This window comes from Pandoraea pneumonica, assembly GCF_049918595.1.
Classification (GTDB): Bacteria; Pseudomonadota; Gammaproteobacteria; order Burkholderiales; family Burkholderiaceae; genus Pandoraea; species Pandoraea pneumonica_A.
Window position 1 is genome coordinate 170,125 of sequence record NZ_JBNCRZ010000008.1, and the last position, 18,773, is coordinate 188,897.

General features: G+C 59.8%; 18 protein-coding genes. 16 read left to right on the forward strand and 2 right to left on the reverse strand.

Going from position 1 to position 18,773, the window contains the following annotated elements; translation table 11 throughout:
- Nucleotides 1-10: 10 nt before the first annotated feature.
- The 5 genes from ACPWR9_RS24980 (at nucleotide 11) to ACPWR9_RS25000 (ending at nucleotide 6,044) form a co-directional block, all read left to right on the forward strand.
- Nucleotides 11-253, forward strand: a complete 243-nt coding sequence (locus tag ACPWR9_RS24980) for a hypothetical protein (protein ID WP_426312928.1) — start codon at nucleotides 11-13, stop codon at nucleotides 251-253.
- Between the two features lie 779 nt (nucleotides 254-1,032).
- Entirely contained in the window at nucleotides 1,033-2,916 is a 1,884-nt protein-coding gene (locus ACPWR9_RS24985) for a LysM peptidoglycan-binding domain-containing protein (RefSeq protein WP_426301675.1), read from the forward strand.
- Nucleotides 2,917-3,292: 376 nt separating this feature from the next.
- A complete protein-coding gene (locus ACPWR9_RS24990; protein WP_426301677.1) occupies nucleotides 3,293-4,177 on the forward strand; it encodes a hypothetical protein in 885 nt (294 codons plus the stop codon).
- Between the two features lies 1 nt (nucleotide 4,178).
- Complete coding sequence (locus ACPWR9_RS24995) at nucleotides 4,179-4,400, forward strand: hypothetical protein (protein ID WP_426301679.1); 222 nt, start codon at nucleotides 4,179-4,181, stop codon at nucleotides 4,398-4,400.
- Nucleotides 4,401-5,522: 1,122 nt separating this feature from the next.
- A complete protein-coding gene (locus tag ACPWR9_RS25000; RefSeq protein WP_426301681.1) occupies nucleotides 5,523-6,044 on the forward strand; it encodes a GNAT family N-acetyltransferase in 522 nt (173 codons plus the stop codon).
- Between the two features lie 16 nt (nucleotides 6,045-6,060).
- On the opposite strand, the gene ACPWR9_RS25005 is transcribed toward ACPWR9_RS25000, so the two are convergent.
- Nucleotides 6,061-6,957 (reverse strand): LysR substrate-binding domain-containing protein, encoded by an 897-nt coding sequence (locus tag ACPWR9_RS25005; RefSeq protein WP_426301683.1) that lies wholly within the window; start codon nucleotides 6,955-6,957, stop codon nucleotides 6,061-6,063.
- Between the two features lie 156 nt (nucleotides 6,958-7,113).
- Here ACPWR9_RS25005 and ACPWR9_RS25010 point away from each other — a divergent pair, with 156 nt between their 5' ends.
- From ACPWR9_RS25010 to ACPWR9_RS25045, 8 genes are all read left to right on the forward strand, one after another.
- Nucleotides 7,114-8,535 (forward strand): amidase family protein, encoded by a 1,422-nt coding sequence (locus tag ACPWR9_RS25010; protein WP_426301685.1) that lies wholly within the window; start codon nucleotides 7,114-7,116, stop codon nucleotides 8,533-8,535.
- Between the two features lie 12 nt (nucleotides 8,536-8,547).
- Nucleotides 8,548-8,757: a DUF3311 domain-containing protein gene (locus ACPWR9_RS25015; RefSeq protein ID WP_426301687.1), complete on the forward strand. Its 210-nt coding sequence runs from the start codon at nucleotides 8,548-8,550 to the stop codon at nucleotides 8,755-8,757.
- A 17-nt stretch (nucleotides 8,758-8,774) separates the two neighbouring features.
- Nucleotides 8,775-10,163 carry a sodium:solute symporter family protein gene (locus tag ACPWR9_RS25020; protein ID WP_426301689.1) on the forward strand — a complete coding sequence of 463 codons (1,389 nt, stop codon included), beginning with the start codon at nucleotides 8,775-8,777 and terminating at the stop codon, nucleotides 10,161-10,163.
- Between the two features lie 111 nt (nucleotides 10,164-10,274).
- Entirely contained in the window at nucleotides 10,275-10,940 is a 666-nt protein-coding gene (locus ACPWR9_RS25025) for a GntR family transcriptional regulator (protein WP_426301691.1), read from the forward strand.
- A 379-nt stretch (nucleotides 10,941-11,319) separates the two neighbouring features.
- Nucleotides 11,320-12,387 carry a TauD/TfdA family dioxygenase gene (locus ACPWR9_RS25030; protein WP_426301693.1) on the forward strand — a complete coding sequence of 356 codons (1,068 nt, stop codon included), beginning with the start codon at nucleotides 11,320-11,322 and terminating at the stop codon, nucleotides 12,385-12,387.
- Nucleotides 12,388-12,433: 46 nt separating this feature from the next.
- Entirely contained in the window at nucleotides 12,434-13,318 is an 885-nt protein-coding gene (locus tag ACPWR9_RS25035) for an ABC transporter substrate-binding protein (RefSeq protein ID WP_426301695.1), read from the forward strand.
- A gap of 13 nt (nucleotides 13,319-13,331) precedes the next feature.
- Nucleotides 13,332-14,471, forward strand: a complete 1,140-nt coding sequence (locus ACPWR9_RS25040; protein WP_426301697.1) for an amino acid ABC transporter permease — start codon at nucleotides 13,332-13,334, stop codon at nucleotides 14,469-14,471.
- A gap of 13 nt (nucleotides 14,472-14,484) precedes the next feature.
- Nucleotides 14,485-15,228, forward strand: coding sequence for an amino acid ABC transporter ATP-binding protein (locus ACPWR9_RS25045; protein ID WP_426301699.1), 744 nt, complete (start codon nucleotides 14,485-14,487; stop codon nucleotides 15,226-15,228).
- Between the two features lie 19 nt (nucleotides 15,229-15,247).
- Here the strand turns inward: ACPWR9_RS25045 and ACPWR9_RS25050 are convergent, their stop codons facing one another.
- Nucleotides 15,248-16,183, reverse strand: a complete 936-nt coding sequence (locus ACPWR9_RS25050) for a LysR family transcriptional regulator (protein ID WP_426301701.1) — start codon at nucleotides 16,181-16,183, stop codon at nucleotides 15,248-15,250.
- 124 nt (nucleotides 16,184-16,307) lie between these two features.
- Here ACPWR9_RS25050 and argC point away from each other — a divergent pair, with 124 nt between their 5' ends.
- The 3 genes from argC to ACPWR9_RS25065 all read left to right on the forward strand — a co-directional run bounded on the left by argC (nucleotide 16,308) and on the right by ACPWR9_RS25065 (nucleotide 18,744).
- On the forward strand, nucleotides 16,308-17,234 hold the full coding sequence (gene argC / locus ACPWR9_RS25055; RefSeq protein WP_426301703.1) for an N-acetyl-gamma-glutamyl-phosphate reductase: 927 nt from the start codon (nucleotides 16,308-16,310) through the stop codon (nucleotides 17,232-17,234).
- 74 nt (nucleotides 17,235-17,308) lie between these two features.
- Complete coding sequence (locus ACPWR9_RS25060; protein ID WP_426301705.1) at nucleotides 17,309-17,767, forward strand: YaiI/YqxD family protein; 459 nt, start codon at nucleotides 17,309-17,311, stop codon at nucleotides 17,765-17,767.
- A gap of 65 nt (nucleotides 17,768-17,832) precedes the next feature.
- A complete protein-coding gene (locus ACPWR9_RS25065; RefSeq protein ID WP_426301707.1) occupies nucleotides 17,833-18,744 on the forward strand; it encodes a LysR family transcriptional regulator in 912 nt (303 codons plus the stop codon).
- Nucleotides 18,745-18,773: the final 29 nt, after the last annotated feature.

An 18,773-nucleotide genomic window follows, 5' to 3' on the forward strand; every position in this document is an offset into this window, starting at 1 on the left:
GGATTCTCATGTGTTCTTGCAAGATAAATTCTCTGTTGGCGTGGAAGAAAGTACTGGAAAATATTATATTTCCATTCCTGTGGCAAATCCTTACGTGAGTTACGAGGAATATTATGAAATTGAGCGTGCGCAGTATGAGGCTTGTCCAGGGAATTTGGAGGAATTGAGAAAACTAGCGGAAAAATGTAGGGAAAGAATGAATGATGAAAATATTATGATGATTCCTGGTGAGTTGCGAGGGGATCCTATTTGAAGATTTTTTATTTTAGTTTATGTGGTTTTTTGATTTTTGTATTTCTATTTTTTGAAAAGATTAATTTTTTAATTTTGAGTGGAGTGATTCGGGGGTCGCACAGTTTGCCGGTCTATTGGTGCATCGCTATTCGTCCCAGTGCGGCGTCGATTTCCTGGCGAATTTCTTGTCCGGTTCTAAGGGATTATGGTTGATTGATCACCGGGGAGACGTAGTTCATAGTCCACGCGGTGATCCTCTGTTTTTTGCTGAGCTAGCTGCCTCACTCCAAGTTGCCCTACTGACGGCCCTGACATTTCGTACATTCTCTGCTCCGAAATGAACATATGGAGCGTCATGAAATGTCCTTAACGGCGTAACCGGATTTCCACTTGGGCAACCGCGGCGGTGAACAATGCTTTCACCAAAGCAATACCCGCAATGCACAGATTCTGCCCGTGATCCGAAGTGACTTTCTTCGTTACGTACGGGTGACCCGGCTACGATGACCTTGCCTGTGAGTCCGCTGCAGATTTTTTCGCGCGGCCGCGCGAGCGTCGTCGACTTCTTATCAACGACAGCTACGTAGCCTTCTAAGGCACGAATGTCGATGGCTTTACTATTCTCCCCGTCGATCTCGTCAGAGTTCGCTCTGATCAACACTGTCCCCTGAGCACCGTGCGGGCTTGATCACATGGGAAACCCATGCTTGGGCAGCGAGCTATGGATGGCGTTATCGTCATCTGCCTCCTCGTCATTTGATTGAGCCACGATGACCCACATACTCGCAGGCCGACCGTGTGTTCGACCACACGGAATGGACGTCGGTGTGGGGTGTTATCGGCACGGACGAGGCGGGCAATCCGGAGTACGGGTATATCTCGCAGCCGTCAGCGGCGTATCGCACGCAGTACACGGCGGTCAATGGTCTGACGACCGAGGCTTACGACTACGACAGCAATAACCGCCTGTCGCACGTGTCGCGCGATGGGGTGTTGCTCGACACGCGTTACTACGATGGCTCGAACCGTGTGGTGCAGACGGGGCCTGCGGGCGCGTTGCCGCAGGAGTACGTCACGGCGCTCAACGGGGCTGCGGGTGGCAATGGCAGCGAGACACGTCAGAGCACGTACGACCAGAACGGCAACCTGTTGCATCAGAAGGTGACCAAGAGCGACGGATCGCCGAAGTACGAGGTCGACTATCAGCAGTACGACGGTGCCGGTAACTTGGTCAAGTATTCGATGACCAATCAGGACGGCGACGGGTACACGAATAACTACACGTACCAGACGCTGGCGATCGACGGGTACAAGGAGTGGACGGTCAGCGGCACGAGCACGAAGTTCGATCCGGGCACGACGACGAGTGCCTATGACGTGAACAGCAACCTGATCTCGGTGACGGATAGCACGAAGGCGGAGAACAACCGCACGTTCGTGAACGATGCGCAGGGTCACGTGTTGTATGTGAATCAGGGCGGACACACGCAACGTCAGTTGGTGGTGGATGGCGAGGTGCTGGGTCGTTACGGGGACATGATCAACCCGGACGCACCGCAGGATCCGAACACGGGGTCGCCGAACTTCATCAACAAGGCGGACTTCAGCTTCGGGTTCCAACCGATCAACGGGAAGTACCCGACGGGTGCGCCGGGGGCGGTGGCCGTGCAATCGGGCGACACGCTCGAGAGCATCGCGCACTCGGCATTTGGCGATTCGAAGCTGTGGTACCTGATCGCGGAAGCGAACGGGCTGTCGGGTAATGCGGATTTGCGCGTTGGCCAGACGCTGACGATTCCGAACCGCGTCAGCACGATCCACAACGACAACAAGACCTTCAAGCCCTACGACCCGAGCGCCATCATCGGGGATACCACGCCGAACCTGCCAGTACCGCAAGCGGATAGCGGTGGGGGGTGTGGTGGGCTTGGCACGATCATTATGATTGCGGTCACCGTGGTGGTCGCTGTCTACACGGCGGGCGCGGCGGCATTCGCAATGGGAGCAGTGCAAGCCGCCGAAGGGGCGGCTGCTGCATCGCTTTCGTTCGGAAGCGCAATGTCTGCCGGGGCCTCCGCGATGCTCGGCGGGACGGCAGTCGGCGGGCTCACCGTCACCGGCGCAACGATTGGCGGACTCTCGGCGGCAGTCGGCGCAGCAGCCATCGGGGGAATCGCTGGCTCGTTAGCGGGGCAGTTGGCGGGTACGGCGATGGGTATACAGAACGGGATCAGCCTCAATCAGCTTGCGCTTAGTGGATTGAGTGCAGGTATCGGAGCGGGTGTTGGCTCGCAAATTGCTGGCGCTACCATTGGCGCAAGCGCTTTGCGCGCGGCGGTGACTAACGTCGCCCTTCAAGGCGTGGGCGTTGTGACTGGGCTGCAATCGAGCTTCAGTTGGACGTCGGTGGCCGCGAGTGCCGTGGGTGGCGCGGTTGGAGGTGCATTGAATGCGGGCGGGGCAAACTCGATCTCGCAGTCGATTAACGACGAAATTGGTGGCTTGCTTGGGCGTACAGTTTCGGGCGTGCTGGTTGGTACGGCCGCGGCGGCGACCACTTCAATCCTTCGTGGTGGGCGAATCGCGATACAGCAGGTCGCTGTGGATGCGTTTGGGAATGCGTTGGGCTCTTCATTCATCGAGCAATCCTTGCCGAAGCTGCCTGAAACGGGGGGGGGCTAGCGAGACGCGAAGCAATGGTACGGCACTTAGTCAAGATGGACGATCATTCATCTACGCTGATGCAGCCAATGCTGATCCGTATGGTCCTCGAGTACTGGTCGCTAGCGCAGACGGCGCAGGTGGGGCTACCCGGGTCGACGTCGGCGGCACGGACCTGCCCGTCCCGCTCGACAAACGTTTGATGAAACCCGTGGAGACGACGGTTACCGTTTATGCGGACCGGATTCGACCCTCGATTTCCTCGGCACTAGATCAGCTCTCGGCGATACGAATGGGCATGGGTATTGGCGCGACAAACGCGAAGGGGGGGAGTCCCGACAATGGTGCCTCGCCGGGAGGAGGCTCGTCTGTAGCGTTTGCATTTAGCGGACCGAGTATGAGCCGTATCGCGAGCCTGACGGGCGTCAAAGCAACCGGGGAAGTGCGGCCATCTAATTCGCTCAAGGATAGGCTGAGTGATGCTTCCGTGGCGACGACCCCTGGTGGAGCGCTGGCATCAGTCGGATATCAGTTACTGGAAAGCACCATTGGCACGGTGCAGGCGTTACTTTCGCCTGATAACTACAATCGGATATCGGGTGAGATGATGAGCCCGGGCCAACTGCAGAGGGCTAAGGAAGATCTCGCCATTAATGCTGCAGCCCTCTTTGTCGGGCCAGCTAATGAGGGTATTGTCCAGGGCGTGGCAGTAGGACGGGAGACTGGACTCATCACGGCGCCAAAGAGTGCGCTTACTCCATATGACACTTCGCTTGGCGATATCGTTGCTCAGACCGGAGGTGCGGGCAATCTGAGGTTTGCGCGTACCGAGGGCCTCGGCACGCACGCGACAATGGCTGAGTTGCGTGCGTCTGGCGCATTGCCGGGTGAGCAGGGTGTAATAGTCACTGACCGAACTGTTCGATTTGGCGACGTTTACGAGTTAGGCACGCTTGGTGGTAGGAAGGTAGAGTTTTCGCTTGTGACCGAGCGAGTCGATGATCAGTTGGTCAAGAAACTCTATAGTGGTGATGCTTGGACTAGCCCGGTTCCTCGCGATGCGCGACTTATTGGGCACGTCCACCCCAATGAGAGTGCCTTCCAGGTATGGCCGTCCACTCAGGACATGAATATGGTCAATGCCCGCTATTTTAGAAGTCTAATAGTCAACCCTAGTGCGGCCCCGCAGCCGACGAGAATTTTCTGGGGTCCGGGTAATACTGATAACACAATTTTCTATCCTGGATTCGGCAAAACGCCGTTTTCGGGGAAAGGTGGCTAATGTGAAGAGCAACGATCTCAGTGTTGCGGTTGAAGATTTTTTGTTTGGCCACGGTCTATCTTTGGCGAACTATTTTATTGAGCAGACACCCGTGTCAGAAATGCTTTGCTATGTAAATGCGGAGGGGAGGGAGTTTGATTTGCCGATAAATGATCCGGAGTTGGCTTCTGCGGTGTTAATTCATCTAAAAAATATTGGAGTTCGTGTTGTTAAGATTGATTGATATCGAGTTTTTTTGATGTAATTAATAATTAAAGCAAAATAGCGACAATTATCGAGTTGTGAGTTGCTGAGTGGGAAGGCGTTGAAATTGGGCGGCGGCTGGAAGTGATGCTGACTCAATCGAGAGCGGCGATGAGTAAGTGGTCGAGCACCGACATTGGGTAATCGCCTCGCTCAAGGTGCTGAGTTGGTTTCTTTCTTCTGCTGCCGTAGTGGTGATCCGTAATTTAATCGATGTTAACGTATTTGGTTATATCGGTATCATGCACCAACTGATCTCCCGATGTGATTTCTGTCCTGTCATCTGTCCATCATTCGAAACACATTTCGTTCTAAGGTTTTCAAGTCGGCGATCCGTTGGTGCATGGGGCTGCAATTTTTTTGCGCCGCCTCATGGTTTGGTAGATTAAAAATCGCCGTAGCGACTAACGGAATTTGCGACTAGTATGCTGAAATGCAAGAATGCCGACCTATGCTAATTCCCCAATTTCGAACGCTATCGAGATGAAATGGCCGAGTGTCGGAGACGGGGGTAAAACCGTGCGAAAGAGTGCGAGATTTCGGTGCACGCATACTCCAGACGATTATCGGCCTTGCTAGCCATACGCTCAATTTGCAATGAACTAAGACACTCTCCGTCGCCGAAATGTCACAGCTGAAGACTGGCGCGCAGGAGAATAGTCGAGGAGCGCTATATTCAATAGACGACGCCGTGTACTTCCCTATTGCAGACCGCACCGAGCTATCGTATTCCTTGTTTCAAGATCGATTCGCCTCCGGAGTCGCGCAATGGGATGCACGCGAAACGTTATCCTTGCTTCTTTTTGTCCTATCCTGCTAAGACCGCCTGACACGATTCCCCTGAACGAAGGTTGCCATTGGCGCAACGCTCTGCTTCCCTTCATACAGCGTCAGACAGCTTTTGTTGGGACTTTCAGTTTTGATGCTGTTTAGGCCCGCGTCACGTGCATTAGCCGTTGCCCGGACGCGCAGCCTCACCGAGGCAGTCAGCGCGTTAGCCTCCGAGTACACTTCCTCAATCAGACGAGCAATTCGTAAAGCTCGGAAACGCTAGCATTCGCTACATACCGGTCGACAACGCGGAAGGAGGAGTGCAAATGCGATGAGCATGAAGAGAGAAGCGCTGACAATCCGCCGAGCGACCACGGACGATGCACCTGCCGTCCTAAAGGTTTTCGATGAAGTGATGGCGTGGTTTGTGGAGACTGGCAACGACGGCCAATGGGGCCGCGAGCCGTGGTCAACATCGCCCCGGCGGATTCGACTGGTGACGGAAGCCTGTGGGCTACCCGAAGCATGGGTTGCCGAGGACTCGTCCGGATGTGTTTTCGCGGCAATCGTTTTAGGAGACGCGCAATCCTATGTGCCTCCCGCAACGGAACCGGAAATCTACGTGCGAGTGCTCGTCGCCTCTCGGGATGAGCGAGCCCGTGGGATTGGCCGCCGACTGATGGCCTTTGCGGACGATCGCGCGCGAGTTGCCGACGTGCGGCGTTTGCGCGTTGACTGCTACGGCGGCGGGACCGGGGCGTTGGTACGATTCTACGAGTCCTGCGGGTACGAGCGAATTTCCACTTTCGACGTGGACGGTTGGCCGGGCCAGTTGTTGGGGCGCAGTTTGTAATCCTCTGCGATCCGTCTCAAACCTTGCGCGTCAACGCCTCCCGAAACAGCCCAGCAAATTGCGTCGCCGCCAGCGAGAGCGGGTTATCACGCAGCGTCACAATGCCGAGCGCAAGCGGTTGCAGCGGGATATCCACCGGGATGCGGATTAACGGGTGCAATTGCGACGGAATCTTCAGCATGCCGTGCGGCACTGTCGTCAGGGCGTCAGTGGTGCCGATCAGGCTCGATGTCACGCCGTACGTGTTGGTCTTGATGATGCGTCGGGGCAGTGGAAGCCCCAGCCGCGCTAGCTGATCTAGCAAGAATGTGTGCTGACTACCGGGCGAGAGTTGCATGACCCAGTCGCAGTCCACCACATCCTCCCAGCGTTTCGCCTTCGCAAGCGGATGGCCCTTGCGACCGACAACAACAATGTCGAGCGTTCGCAACGGCTCGAATTCAAACTCTCTGCCGAGCGTTTCCTCAATCAGCGCAGCAATCGCAAAGTCGACTGAACCCGCACGCAGCGCGGGCACCACCGACGGCATCAAGCCTTCTTCCAGCGTCACATCCGCCAGCGGCATGCTGCGTCGAAAATCGCGCAGCACATCGGGCAGAACACCAAGGAACACCATCGGCGTCACGGCGACCGACACGCGTGCGTGTTCGCCCCCCATCAACTGACGAATGTCCTGCCTCGCAAGCGCTAGCTGGTTCTGCGCCTGACGCGCACGAACCGTCAACTCGCGACCGCAATCGGTCAAGGTGATACCGAGCGAACTTCTCACGACCAATGGCGCATCGAGATCCTCCTCCAGCTCGCGGATGGCTTTGGTGATCGCCGCCTGACTCATATGCAAACTGCGCGCCGCGCCACGAATGCTGCCTGTCTCGACAAGCCGAAGCCACGCCCTGAGGTGATGATCCCGCATGCCCTTGTCTCCTTGACGGGGTCTTACGTTGGGTGACAACCATCAGTGGTCATCATCGGAAAAATGTTGTCTTTTCGTGTGCATCTTAGCGGATTAGTCTTGCTCGGAGCGTCTGTAAAACCCAATCGAAAACAAGACACAGCAGGAGACAAATCCATGAGCAATGAACTGTGGCGTTGGAGTGCCGTTGAAACCGTCAACCAGATCGCAAAGCGGGAGGTGTCGTCGACGGAGGTCGTCGCTAGTTGTCTGGCCCGGCTCGATGCGGTGAATCCAAAGATCAACGCGGTCGTCGACGTTCTGGCGCATGAGGCGATGCAAGCCGCCGCCGAAGCCGACGCGGCACTGGCCCGCGGCGAGTCCCTCGGACCGCTGCACGGCGTCCCCGTGACGGTGAAAGTCAACGTGGACATGGCGGGCCGAGCCACCACCAATGGCGTCGTCTCATATCAGGACGTTGTGGCCCGCGAGGACAGCCCTGTCGTGGCAAACCTTCGCCGCGCCGGCGCGGTGATTATCGGCCGCACCAACACCCCGGCCTTTTCATTGCGCTGGTTCACCGACAACGATCTCCATGGCCGCACGCTGAACCCATGGAACGCCAGCTACACCCCGGGTGGCTCCAGCGGCGGGGCGGCAGCAGCCGTCGCCGCAGGCATCGGCGCGATCGCACATGGCAACGATCAGGGCGGATCGATTCGCTATCCCGCCTATGCCTGCGGTGTCGCGGGCCTGCGTCCCACGCAGGGTAGGGTCCCGGCGTTCAACCCTTCGCAATTGCGCGATCGCACGATGGGCGCACAGCTCTCGTCGGTGCAAGGGCCGTTGGCGCGCACCGTCGGCGACTTGCGTGTGGCGTTGCAAGCGATGGCCGGTCCGGATAGACGAGATCCGTGGCAAGCATCGCTCCCGCAGGGCGGCACGCCCGACGCGTTTCCAACGCGTGTTGCCATGTGTACGAAAGTGCCGGGTATCGCCGCAGGTGCAGAGGTCGTCGCGGCCGTGGAACAAGCCGCACGCTATCTCGAAGATGCGGGCTGCGTGGTCGAGGAAGTCACACCGCCCAGTTTCCACGCGGCGACCGATCTTTGGCTGGCACTCACGATGAACGAACTCGCCGCGGGCGTGGGCGATGCCATCGAACATTTCGGCGACGCCGCCGTGCGTGCCGCCATCGCAACGCAGCGTAGCCATACCGACACGCTCGACCTCGTCGGCTACATGAACGCGCTTTCGCTGCGGACCACCTTGTTGCGCGAATGGCAGCAATTCTTCGCGCGCTACCCGCTGTTGCTGATGCCGGTGTCCTGGCAGCGTCCGTTCCTGATCGACGCAGACCAGCAAGGGATTGATGCCGCTCGCAGCCTGCTCGACGCGCAGAGTCCGCTGCTGGCGACGGCGATTCTCGGCTTGCCGGGGCTGTCGGTGCCGACCGGCCTGGCCGGTGGTGTGCCGATGGGTGTTCATCTCGTGAGCGGGCGGTTCCAGGAGGCGCTCTGCCTCGCAGCGGGCGAAGCCATTGAAGCGCGATGTGGCGCGCTGACGCCGATGGATCCGTCCAACGCCGCTGCGCGCTAAAAGGGGCTTGCCATGCTCAAGCTTCTGATTGGACTGGGTGTTCCCTATGTCGGTGTGCTGTGCCTGTTGCCCTGGGTCGCATCCGTCGACACCTTCGTGTTGGGCGTGCCGTTCATCTACGCGTGGATGTTTGCGTGGTTCTTCCTGACCTCGGTGTGCATGCTGATCTGCTGGCGATGCTTCGACCGTCCTGCCGCGGCACGCCGCGGGCAGGGTGCCTGACCTTCTGGAGCACGCACATGGCCACGATGGTGTTTCTTGGGTTTATCGTCCTGTCGCTTTACCTGGCGCTGAGCTCGCGCAAAGGCGGCGCGCCACAAAGTACGCATGACTTCTTTGTGGCGTCGCGACAGTTCGGCGCGTTTCTCGTGTTTTTCCTTGCAGCGGGCGAAATTTACAGCGTCGCCACGATGGTGGGGTTTGCAGGCGGCATCTATGCGAAGGGGCCGACCTATGGCATTTGGTTCATGGGCTACATCCTGCTGGCGTATCCGCTCGGCTACTTCCTGGCCCCGAAGATATGGGAGGCTGGCAAACGGTTCAATGCGATCACGATGCCGGATCTGTTCAAGGGGTACTACCAGAGCCGGGCGGTGGAACTAGTGGTTGCGCTGTCGTCGATTCTGTTTCTGCTGCCGATGGCTCAGTTGCAATTCACCGGCTTGATCGCGGCGTTCAATGGCTTGGGCTGGCGGCTTCAGCCACTGAATCTCGTGCTCATCGCCGCCGTATTGGCCTTCACCTATATCGCCATCTCAGGGGTGCGTTCGTCGGCGTATGTTGCCGTGCTCAAGGACGTGCTGATGGTGGTGGCTATCGTGGTGACGGGCCTTGCCGTCGCGGGGGAAGTCGGTGTCGAGAAGGTGTTTCATGTGGCGAGTCAGCACGTCAGCAACCAGATGAATGCGGAACAGCTGCGCTTCTCGATGAGCACGATCCTGTTCCAATCGCTCGGCTTCTACATGATGCCAATCTCCGTGCAGTTCATTTACACGGCGAAGAGCGCAGACACGATTCGCCGCACACAGGTCGCGATGCCGCTGTACATGCTCATGTACCCGTTCCTGGTGCTCGCGTCGTACTACGCGCTGACCCGGAGTGAGCCGCTCGGCTCGGCAAACGAAGCATTTTTCGTCGCGGCGATCCATCTGCTGCCGTCGTGGCTGCTCGGTGTGGTGACCGCTGCGGCGGCACTGTCCGGTCTGCTGGTGCTGACCGGTATGTGTCTGGCCATCGGCTCTATCGTGACGCGCAACCTGTTGCCGAATCTCCCTGAGAACCGGCAAAAGGCAGGCTCGAAAGCAGTCATCATCGTGTACCTCATGGTGTCGATTCTCATGACGATGACCGCACCGAACCTGATGCTGACGCTGATCAACACCACCTACTACGGCGTGACGCAGTTTCTGCCGGGCATTCTCGTTGTCCTCTTCTCATTGCGTGTCGGCGCGGTGCCTGTCGTGATGGGGATCCTGACGGGGCAGATCATGGCCATCCTGTTGTATCTGCTGAAGGTCGACTTGGGCGGTATCAATCTCGGATTGCCATGTCTGGTGGCCAACGTTGTGGTGGTGATGGTGCTGAATCAACTGCGCACGCATAACGCAGTTCGGGCTGCAACCCGGTAAAAGGGACAGGGAGGGGCGGCGCTGGCGAATTGAAGAAGGCAAAAAGTATACGGATTTCAAGGATTGTATAATCCTCGCGTCATTCACCTTTGCCTTGACCCGCCGCCCTCCGTGACCGCCAGCGACACATCCTCCCTCTCCACTGCCGAGCGCGCCTACGAAGCCATTCGCCAACAGATTCTGTCGGGCGAGTTGCAGGAAGGCGCGCCGATTCGTCAGGACGATATCGCCGCGCAAATGGGCGTGAGCAAGATCCCGGTGCGCGAAGCGCTCATGCGTTTGCAATCCGAGGGCTGGGTCACGCTCAAGCGCAATGCCGGGGCGTTCGTCACGCCGCTTACCGCGAGCGACTGCGTCGAGATGCTCGACCTGCGCATCGCGCTCGAATGCCGGGCGTTAGAGATTGCCGTGCCGAACATGGCCCCCAGTGATCTCGCACTCGCTGAACAACTGCTCAAGCGCTACGAGAGGGCAGATTCGCCACAATCGTGGAGCGATCTGAATCTCGCCTTCCATCAAGCCCTCTACGCCCCCGCCAATCGTCCGCGACTGGTCGCCACGGCGCAGGCTGCACAAGAGCGCATGGGGCGCTTTCTTCGCACGCACCTCTCGGCCGTCAACGATCACCAACGCTCCTACGACGAGCACTTCGCCATCCACGAGGCATGCGCAGCAGGGGACACGAAAACCGCCGTCCGGCTCCTGCGCAAACACCTGGAACAAACGCAGCGCGAAGTGATGGCGTATTTCCGCCTGAGCGGGAAAACCACCGCCTGATCGCCAGCGCGTCCCGCACGTGCACCACGCACTGAGAAACATTTTTCTCGAAATCGTATACGAAATTAATAAATGATATACGCACGCCATTTTGTTCGCGTATAGTCGAGTCGACCGGGAGTCCACGTACCCGGGAGTTCGGGTCGTCCCTACGGGATTTCGGACCCGCGATTCGCAATGCCAGCCCCAGTGCGCAAGGCGTTGCGAGCGGTCATACCGTCGCGCAAACGGGCTTCGTGAGCCTGTTGTTTTGCGAGGCTAGGACTTTCCCTGATTGGACGTCGCTCCCGATTGTCGGACTTCAAAAGATGGGTGTAGTGTCTTTACATGTATATACAAAGTAAGACGGACTACTCATCGTATCTATCAGGAGAATTTCATGGCCGAGTCGCAGAGTCTGCAAGGCGCATGTGTGTGGCAGGGTGCCGAGATGGTGAACCACGACCGCTGGGTCAAGACGTTCCCGGCCATCGTGCTCGAACAAATCGACGCCGCATTGAAAGCCACCGAGCAAATCGATTGGCGCGATATCAACCGTCATAACTTCCCGCTGCCGGACGCCACCGCCTTCTTCGACGATGTGCGCGAAGAGCTCGAAAACGGCTCGGGCATGGTCAAGATTCGCGGTCTCGACGTCGGCCGCTACAGTGCCGAGCAGCTGCGCCGCATGTGGTACGCGCTGGGCGCGCATCTGGGCACGCCGATGTTCCAGAACTATCGCGGCGAAGTCATGCGCGAGATCAAGGACGAAGGCATGGGCGTCGGTGCGAAGCTCTATGGCGCCACCGTCGACGCCTCGGGCAAACAATTCCTTTCGTCGGGCGCACGTACGCTGTCGCCGGGACAACTGCGCTTCCACACCGATCGTTGCGACGTCGTGGGTTTGCTGTGTGTGCGTCAAGCCTCCGAAGGCGGCGTGAGCAAGCTGGCCAGCAGTGCCACCGTCTACAACGAAATCCTCAAGCGCCGTCCGGACTTGCACGCCTTGCTGTGCAAACCGATCCCGCGCAGCCGCTTTGGCGAAGAGGCGGGCGGCGAGCACGTCGCTTACGACCTGCCGATCTTCGGTGTACGCGACGGCAAGCTCACCAGCCATTTCTCGCTCACCTACATCGAGAACGCGCAGATGCTGCCGGGCGTGCGCAAGCTCTCCGAAGCCGAACACGAAGCCATTCGCATGCTGATGGCCGTGGCCGAAGAGCAATGCTTCGAGATGCGTTTTGCGCCGGGCGACATTCAACTGTTGAATAATCACGTCGTGTATCACGGCCGTACGGCATTCAAGGACGACGTGCAAACCGGTCAGGACCGTATGCTCATGCGTCTGTGGCTGTCCATGCCGAACTCGCGCGCGCTGCCGGAAGACCATGCCGTGCTGTGGGGTGATGTTGCCTCGGGCAAGCCGCATGGTGGCATCGCACAGCCGGCCGCCGCGTTGCCCGCCTGATTCTGTTCTCGAAAGACGCCACCTCAAGATGCAAGGAGACATCCCCATGAAATTGATCGAACGGCAAGACACGAAACGCGCCACCCGCAAGTCAACGTCCGCGCGCGTGCTGTTCACCGCGCTCATGCTGGGCGGGCTCTGCACGACGGCCGTCGCCGCACCGGACTTCGGCAAGTGTGAAGTCACCGGCACGCGCGGTTCGGTGAAGCTCGAAACGGTCACGCCGGGCGCGCTGTCCGTGCGCCCCGTGCTGCCCGCACCGGGCTGGTGGAACGGCGATTCGCCCGACACCATCAAAGACGGTTTCGAATACTGCATGGCCGCCAACATGGCCTACCGCGCCGGGCTCGACCGCGTGATCGTCGTCAACCGCTCGTTCGCGCAGGTTGTCACGGGTCAGGCCAAGGGCTTCGATATCGCGCTGAGCGAGATCACGATCACGGATGAGCGCAAGAAGGTCGTGAACTTCACCGATCCGTACTTCAGCTCGGATCAGGGCGTGCTGGTCAAGACGGGCACGAAGGTCGACAAGGACAGCATCAAGAAGTTGCGCCTCGGCGTGAAGCAGGGCACCACGATCCTGCCGTACCTGACCGACAAGGTGAAGGTTGCCGAACACCCGAAGGTCTACACCGACGCCGCCGCCATGTACGCCGCACTGGCCGCCGGTCAGGTGGACGCCGTGCTCTACGACACGCCGAACGTGCTGTCGATCGCGAAGAAGTCGGAAGGCCGCTTCGAAGTCGTGGGCCGTTACGACACGAGCGAACAGTGGGGTGGTCTGGTGAACAAGGATTCGCCGAATCTCGCCGCGTTCAACAAGCTGATCGCCGAGATGAAGAAGGACGGCACGTTCGATCGTCTGGCCACGCAGTATCTGGTGCCGAGCCTCGGCGCAGACCCTGCGAAAGTGCCGGTACTGACGCCCTGAGGTCATCTGAGCCATGAGCGAACCCTCTCAAAAGGCGCCCGGTGCGCTGATTGGTGCGATAGGGCGTGAGCGGCGGCTGAACATCGGCGGCATGCCGTCGTCGCCGTTCACGTTGTTTCTCGTCGCGTTGATCGGCGCAGCGGTGGCCATCGCGAGCAGTGTCTACACGATCGGTGCAATGCGTGAAGGCCTGCTCGAGAGTCAGCTCGGCGGCTGGTGGGTGCCCGTGGGCACCGTATTGCTCGGTCTGGTCTCGTTGATCGTGCTGGTCCCGCTCTCGCGCGCCTATGCGCGGTGGCGGGCGTTCAGCGAGGCCGCAGCGCGCAACGACATCGTGGCAGCACGTGTCGCGCGCGCCGAGGCCGATGTACAAAGCTGGATCACGCTCGGCTACACGCTTGCACAACTCATCGTGGTGCTCGCGTTGCAGTTCGTGCTGGCGAACCAGTTGGCGGTGGCGAAGACGTTCTTCATGCTGCCGCTCATCATCAAGACGTTCCCGCTGGTGCTCGACGCCTTCTGGGTCAACGTGAAGATCTTCGTGATTGCCGAAGTCTTCGTGCTGATCTGGGGCTTGGTTGTGGCGCTGGCAATGTTTGCGCCGGGCAAGGCGGGCGCGCCGCTGCGCTTCATCGCCACGGCTTACGTCGATATCTTCCGTGCGATGCCCGCGGTGCTGGTGATCTATCTGGTCGGTTTCGGTCTGCCGCTCACCGGCGTGCCGATTCTCAAGGATTTGTCGCTCACGACGTACGTGGTGATTGCGCTGACGCTCACTGTCGGTGCTTACGTTGCGGAAATCTATCGCGCCGGGATTCAGGGCGTGCATTGGAGTCAGGTTGCGGCGGCCCGCTCGTTGGGGTTGTCGTACACGCAGACGCTGCGCCACGTGGTGTTGCCGCAAGGCATCCGGCAAATCATTCCGCCGCTGCTCAACGCCTTCATCGCGTTGCAGAAAGACACGGCACTGGTCAACGTGGTGGGTGTGATCGATGCTTTCAACCAGTCGATGGTGATCGCGTCGAATCACTACAACCTGTCGGCGGCCACCACTGTGGCGGTGCTGTTCATCATCATCTCGATTCCGCAGGTGCGCTTCGTGGAACGGATGGCACAACGCGACCGGGCCCGCATGCGTGCGGGCGGTGCCTGAAGGAGCGAACGACATGTCATTCATCGAGATTCGCGACATCGCGAAGTCGTACGGCGACGTGCCCGTCATCAAAGGGCTGGCACTGACGGTCGAAGAGCATCAGGTGGTGTGTCTGATCGGCCCGTCGGGGTCCGGCAAGTCGACGCTCCTGCGCTGCATCAACGGGCTGGAGCCGATCGACGCGGGGGAAATCCTCGTGCACGGTGACCGCATCACGGGGCCGGGCGTCGATGTCAATTCGCTGCGTCGCGACATCGGCATCGTGTTTCAGGGCTACAACCTGTTCCCGCACATGACGGTGATGGAGAACATCATCCTCGCCCCGACGCGCGTGTTGAAGCAGCCGCGCCGCGAAGCCGAAGCTCGTGCGATGGCGTTGCTGGAGCGCTTCGGTCTGGCGCATAAGGCGAACGAGTATCCCGACCGCATGTCGGGCGGGCAGCAGCAGCGCGTAGCGATCGTGCGTGCGCTGGCGATGGACCCGATGGTGTTGCTGCTCGACGAAATCACGTCGGCGCTCGACCCGGAGCTCGTGTCTGAAGTGCTGAATATCGTGCGCGATCTGGCGCAGGAGGGCATGACCATGCTGCTCGCCACACACGAGATGGGCTTTGCTCGCGAAGTGGCGTCGAAGGTCTGCTTCCTGTGCGATGGCGTAGTTTGCGAAGAAGGCCCGCCGGAGCAGATTTTCGGCGACCCGCAACAGGAGCGCACGCGCGCGTTTCTGCGGAGTATCCGGCAGGCCAAACGGCTTTAACTGAGCATCAAACCGCCGGTCATCTGACCGGCTCACCCAATTTGGGGGACCTTCGGGTCCCCGTTTTTTTGTGCCCCTCCTGCAACCCCCACAACGCATCGAGCACATACTGCGTCGCCTGTTCGATATGACCGGCGTGGTGCGCGATCCCGAGCGCGCGCCAGAGCGCCGGGCGTAGCGGGTGCATGGCAATCCGTTCGTCCAACGGTGCGTTTTTCGCCTCGTGCGGGAGCAGTGCGGCCCCGTAGCCCGCCGCCACCAGACTCTTGATCGCATCGTTGTAATTGATTTCGATGCGCGGGCTGGGGTGATGCCCCGCAGCGGCAAACCACTCCGTGGTCAGCCGGGATAGCCGCGTCGTGCTGTCGTTCAGAATGAGCGGCTGACCCGCGAGCCATTCTGGCGTGACGGACTTGGGGCGCGTCCAATGCGAAGGCAGGAACGCCATCACAGGATCTTGCCGCCACGGCTTGATGGTCACCCCCGCGACGGGGGCCTGCGGTAATGCGACCAAGCCCAGATCCAACGTGCCCCGGCGAAGCCTGTCCAAGGTCTCCTGCGACGTCAGAATCGCTACCTGAACATCGATTTCGGGATGGTGCAGGCGGACCGCCTCCAGCGCCTGCGGCAACAGATGCGCAATCGCACCGGTCGACGCACCAATTCGCACTCGTCCCGCCAACCCCTGTGCATGGCGCTCGATATCTTCGAGCGTCTGCTCGGCATCGGCGAGCAAACGCCGCGCCCGATCGACCAAGACCTCGCCCACCGACGTTGGCCGGACCTGACCGCGCTTGCGCGACAACAGCAGCGCCCCCACACGTGCTTCAAGGTCGGCAATGTGCAGACTGACGGTCGGCGGCGAGAGATGCAACGCCTGCGCCGCGTCGGCAAAGGAGCCGGTGTCTGCGACGGCAACCAGCGTCTTCAGGCGATCCAGACTGATTTCTCTCACGGCGGCACCCCTGATTCAGAAAATTAGAAGTTCAGGTTCATGAAATTCAACTTTTCTTATTCTACGCATCGTCCGAAGATAAGTGACCAAATTGATCCACGACGAACGACGAGGGGTTTTGCCAATGTCTTCTCCGCTTATCTTTATCGACGGTGACCAAGGCACCACGGGATTGCAGATTCATGAGCAATTGCGCGGGCGCACCGACATTCAACTCATGACGCTGCCCGCAGCCGATCGGAAGAACCCGACGCTGCGTGCCGAGGCGATCAACGCTTGCGATATCGCCATTCTGTGTCTGCCGGACGCCGCCGCGCGCGAGGCCATGGCCTCCATCGTCAACCCGCGTGTGCGGGTGATCGATGCGAGTTCTGCGCACCGCACGCACGCCGATTGGACGTACGGTTTCCCCGAGATGACGCAAGGGCAAGCCCAGCGCATCGCACAGGCGAGCCGTGTCACCAACCCCGGCTGCTACCCGACCGGCGCCATCGGCCTGCTTCGTCCCCTGATGGAAGCAGATTTGCTGCCGCAGGAGTATCCGATCAGCGTGCACGCCGTGTCTGGCTATTCGGGGCGTGGGCGGGCCGGTGTCGACGAGCACGAAGGGCCGAATGCCGTCGGCGGTGCGAAATACCGGGTCTACGGTCTGGAACTGGCGCACAAGCACCCGCCGGAGATGGCGCTACACGCCGGACTGGCGTTCCGCCCGATGTTCGTGCCGTCGTACGGGGCGTACCGTCAAGGCATCGTGCTGACGATTCCCATCGAGCAGCGCTTTCTGAAGTCGGGTGTGGACGGCGCGGCGCTGCACCAGCGTCTGGCCGAACACTATGCCGGTGAGCCCTACGTGCAGGTGATGCCGTTGCAAGCATCGGGCGTCGCGGCGCAACTCGATCCCGAAGCGATGAACGGCACCAACGTTATGCAACTGAGCGTCTTTACGAACCCGGCGAACGGGCAGGTGCTGTTGGCCGCAGTGCTCGACAACCTCGGCAAAGGCGCTTCGGGTGCCGCAATTCAGAATCTGGGGCTAATGCTGGCGCAGTGATGCGGTCTTGCAGGTGGGCGGGGTCGCGCCGTTGTTGCCGTATGATGGCGCTTCCCCCTCCAAAGAATACCTTCATGCAAGTGCTCGTCGACGCGGACGCCTGTCCTGCGGCCATCAAAGACATCCTGTTTCGCGCCGCGCGGCGTGAGGAAATGATGGTGACGCTCGTTGCCAATCAATTTCTGCGCACGCCGCCTTCGCCGTTCATCAAGTCGATTCAGGTGCCCTCGGGCTTCGACGTGGCCGACGCGCGCATCGTCGAGATGGTCGAGCCGGGCGATCTAGTGATTACCGCCGATATACCGTTGGCCGCTTCCGTCCTTGAAAAAGGCGGCAATGCGCTCGATCCGCGCGGTAGCTGGTTCTCGGATGCCAATATCAAAGAGCGGTTGTCGGTGCGCGACATGATGGACCAGCTGCGCAGTGCGGGTATCGAGACCGGCGGTCCCGCACCGTTCAGCCCGCGCGATAGCAAGGCGTTCGCCGGGGAACTGGACCGCTTTCTCGCGCGTCGCAGAACGTCCCCGAAATAGAGACTGTCGACTCGGCACCGCCATCGCTACAATGCATCTCCATCAGCGCAACGAGGTGGGTAGCGATGGACAGTGTAGAAAACGTGCGAGCGTTCCTCGCCGTGGCCGAGATGGGCAGCTTCACGGCGGCGGCGCGTCGGCTCGACGTCTCGGCACCGGTGGTGACCAAACGGGTCAGCGCGCTGGAAAAGGAACTCGATGTTCTGCTCTTTCAACGCACCACGCGCAGCCTGACACTCACCGCCTCCGGGCGCGACATGCTCGGGAGTGCTCGCGACTTCCTTAGTGCCTACGAACGGCTGTCGGAGCGCGCAGCGGTCGATGACCGGTCGCTCGGCGGCCGGTTGCGCGTCAAAGCCCCGGCATCGTTCACGAACCACTTTCTCGGCAAGCTGCTCAACGAGTTTTTCCTCTCGCACCCCAAGGCCAGCCTCGAGCTGCAACTGGCGAACCGTGCCGTCGATCCGGTGCTCGAGAACTTCGACTTTGTCATCACCGGTTTGCCTGTTACCTACGACGGCGTCGAAGAATTCCCGTTGTGTCCGTTCAAACGTCACGTCTACGCTTCGCCTGACTATCTGGCGCAGCACGGCACGCCCGCACATCCGTCCGACTTGCCCGGTCACCGCTGTCTGCTCTATTCGTATCAAAGCACCGTGCGCACGTGGACATTTACCGACGCGCGCGCGGGGGACATTCAGGTGAGCGTCGACGGCGGCTTTGCGACCAACGATATCGACGCCATGCACAACGCCTGTGTCGACGGCATGGGCGTCGCGATTCTGCCGCGCTATCGCGCCAACGACAGCGTGAACGCCGGACGCCTAGTGCAGTTGCTGCCCGGCTACGGGCTGCCGGACTACTGGATCAAAGTGCTGCGTCCGGCCCATCATCACAACCCCAAGCTGTTTCACGCGCTGCTGGATTTCCTCGTCGCAGGGCTCGCCAAACTCGAACAGCAGGGCACGTATCTGTAGTTTTCGGTGTGGCGGTTTCAACTGACGAA

Coding starts and splice junctions, on each gene's coding strand:
- ACPWR9_RS24990 (WP_426301677.1), top strand. CDS start 3,293: ATGAGCCGTATCGCGAGCCTGACGGGCGTCAAAGCAACCGGGGAAGTG.
- ACPWR9_RS25000 (WP_426301681.1), top strand. CDS start 5,523: ATGAGCATGAAGAGAGAAGCGCTGACAATCCGCCGAGCGACCACGGAC.
- ACPWR9_RS25005 (WP_426301683.1), bottom strand. CDS start 6,957: ATGCGGGATCATCACCTCAGGGCGTGGCTTCGGCTTGTCGAGACAGGC.
- ACPWR9_RS25010 (WP_426301685.1), top strand. CDS start 7,114: ATGAGCAATGAACTGTGGCGTTGGAGTGCCGTTGAAACCGTCAACCAG.
- ACPWR9_RS25015 (WP_426301687.1), top strand. CDS start 8,548: ATGCTCAAGCTTCTGATTGGACTGGGTGTTCCCTATGTCGGTGTGCTG.
- ACPWR9_RS25020 (WP_426301689.1), top strand. CDS start 8,775: ATGGCCACGATGGTGTTTCTTGGGTTTATCGTCCTGTCGCTTTACCTG.
- ACPWR9_RS25030 (WP_426301693.1), top strand. CDS start 11,320: ATGGCCGAGTCGCAGAGTCTGCAAGGCGCATGTGTGTGGCAGGGTGCC.
- ACPWR9_RS25035 (WP_426301695.1), top strand. CDS start 12,434: ATGAAATTGATCGAACGGCAAGACACGAAACGCGCCACCCGCAAGTCA.
- ACPWR9_RS25040 (WP_426301697.1), top strand. CDS start 13,332: ATGAGCGAACCCTCTCAAAAGGCGCCCGGTGCGCTGATTGGTGCGATA.
- ACPWR9_RS25045 (WP_426301699.1), top strand. CDS start 14,485: ATGTCATTCATCGAGATTCGCGACATCGCGAAGTCGTACGGCGACGTG.
- argC (WP_426301703.1), top strand. CDS start 16,308: ATGTCTTCTCCGCTTATCTTTATCGACGGTGACCAAGGCACCACGGGA.
- ACPWR9_RS25060 (WP_426301705.1), top strand. CDS start 17,309: ATGCAAGTGCTCGTCGACGCGGACGCCTGTCCTGCGGCCATCAAAGAC.
- ACPWR9_RS25065 (WP_426301707.1), top strand. CDS start 17,833: ATGGACAGTGTAGAAAACGTGCGAGCGTTCCTCGCCGTGGCCGAGATG.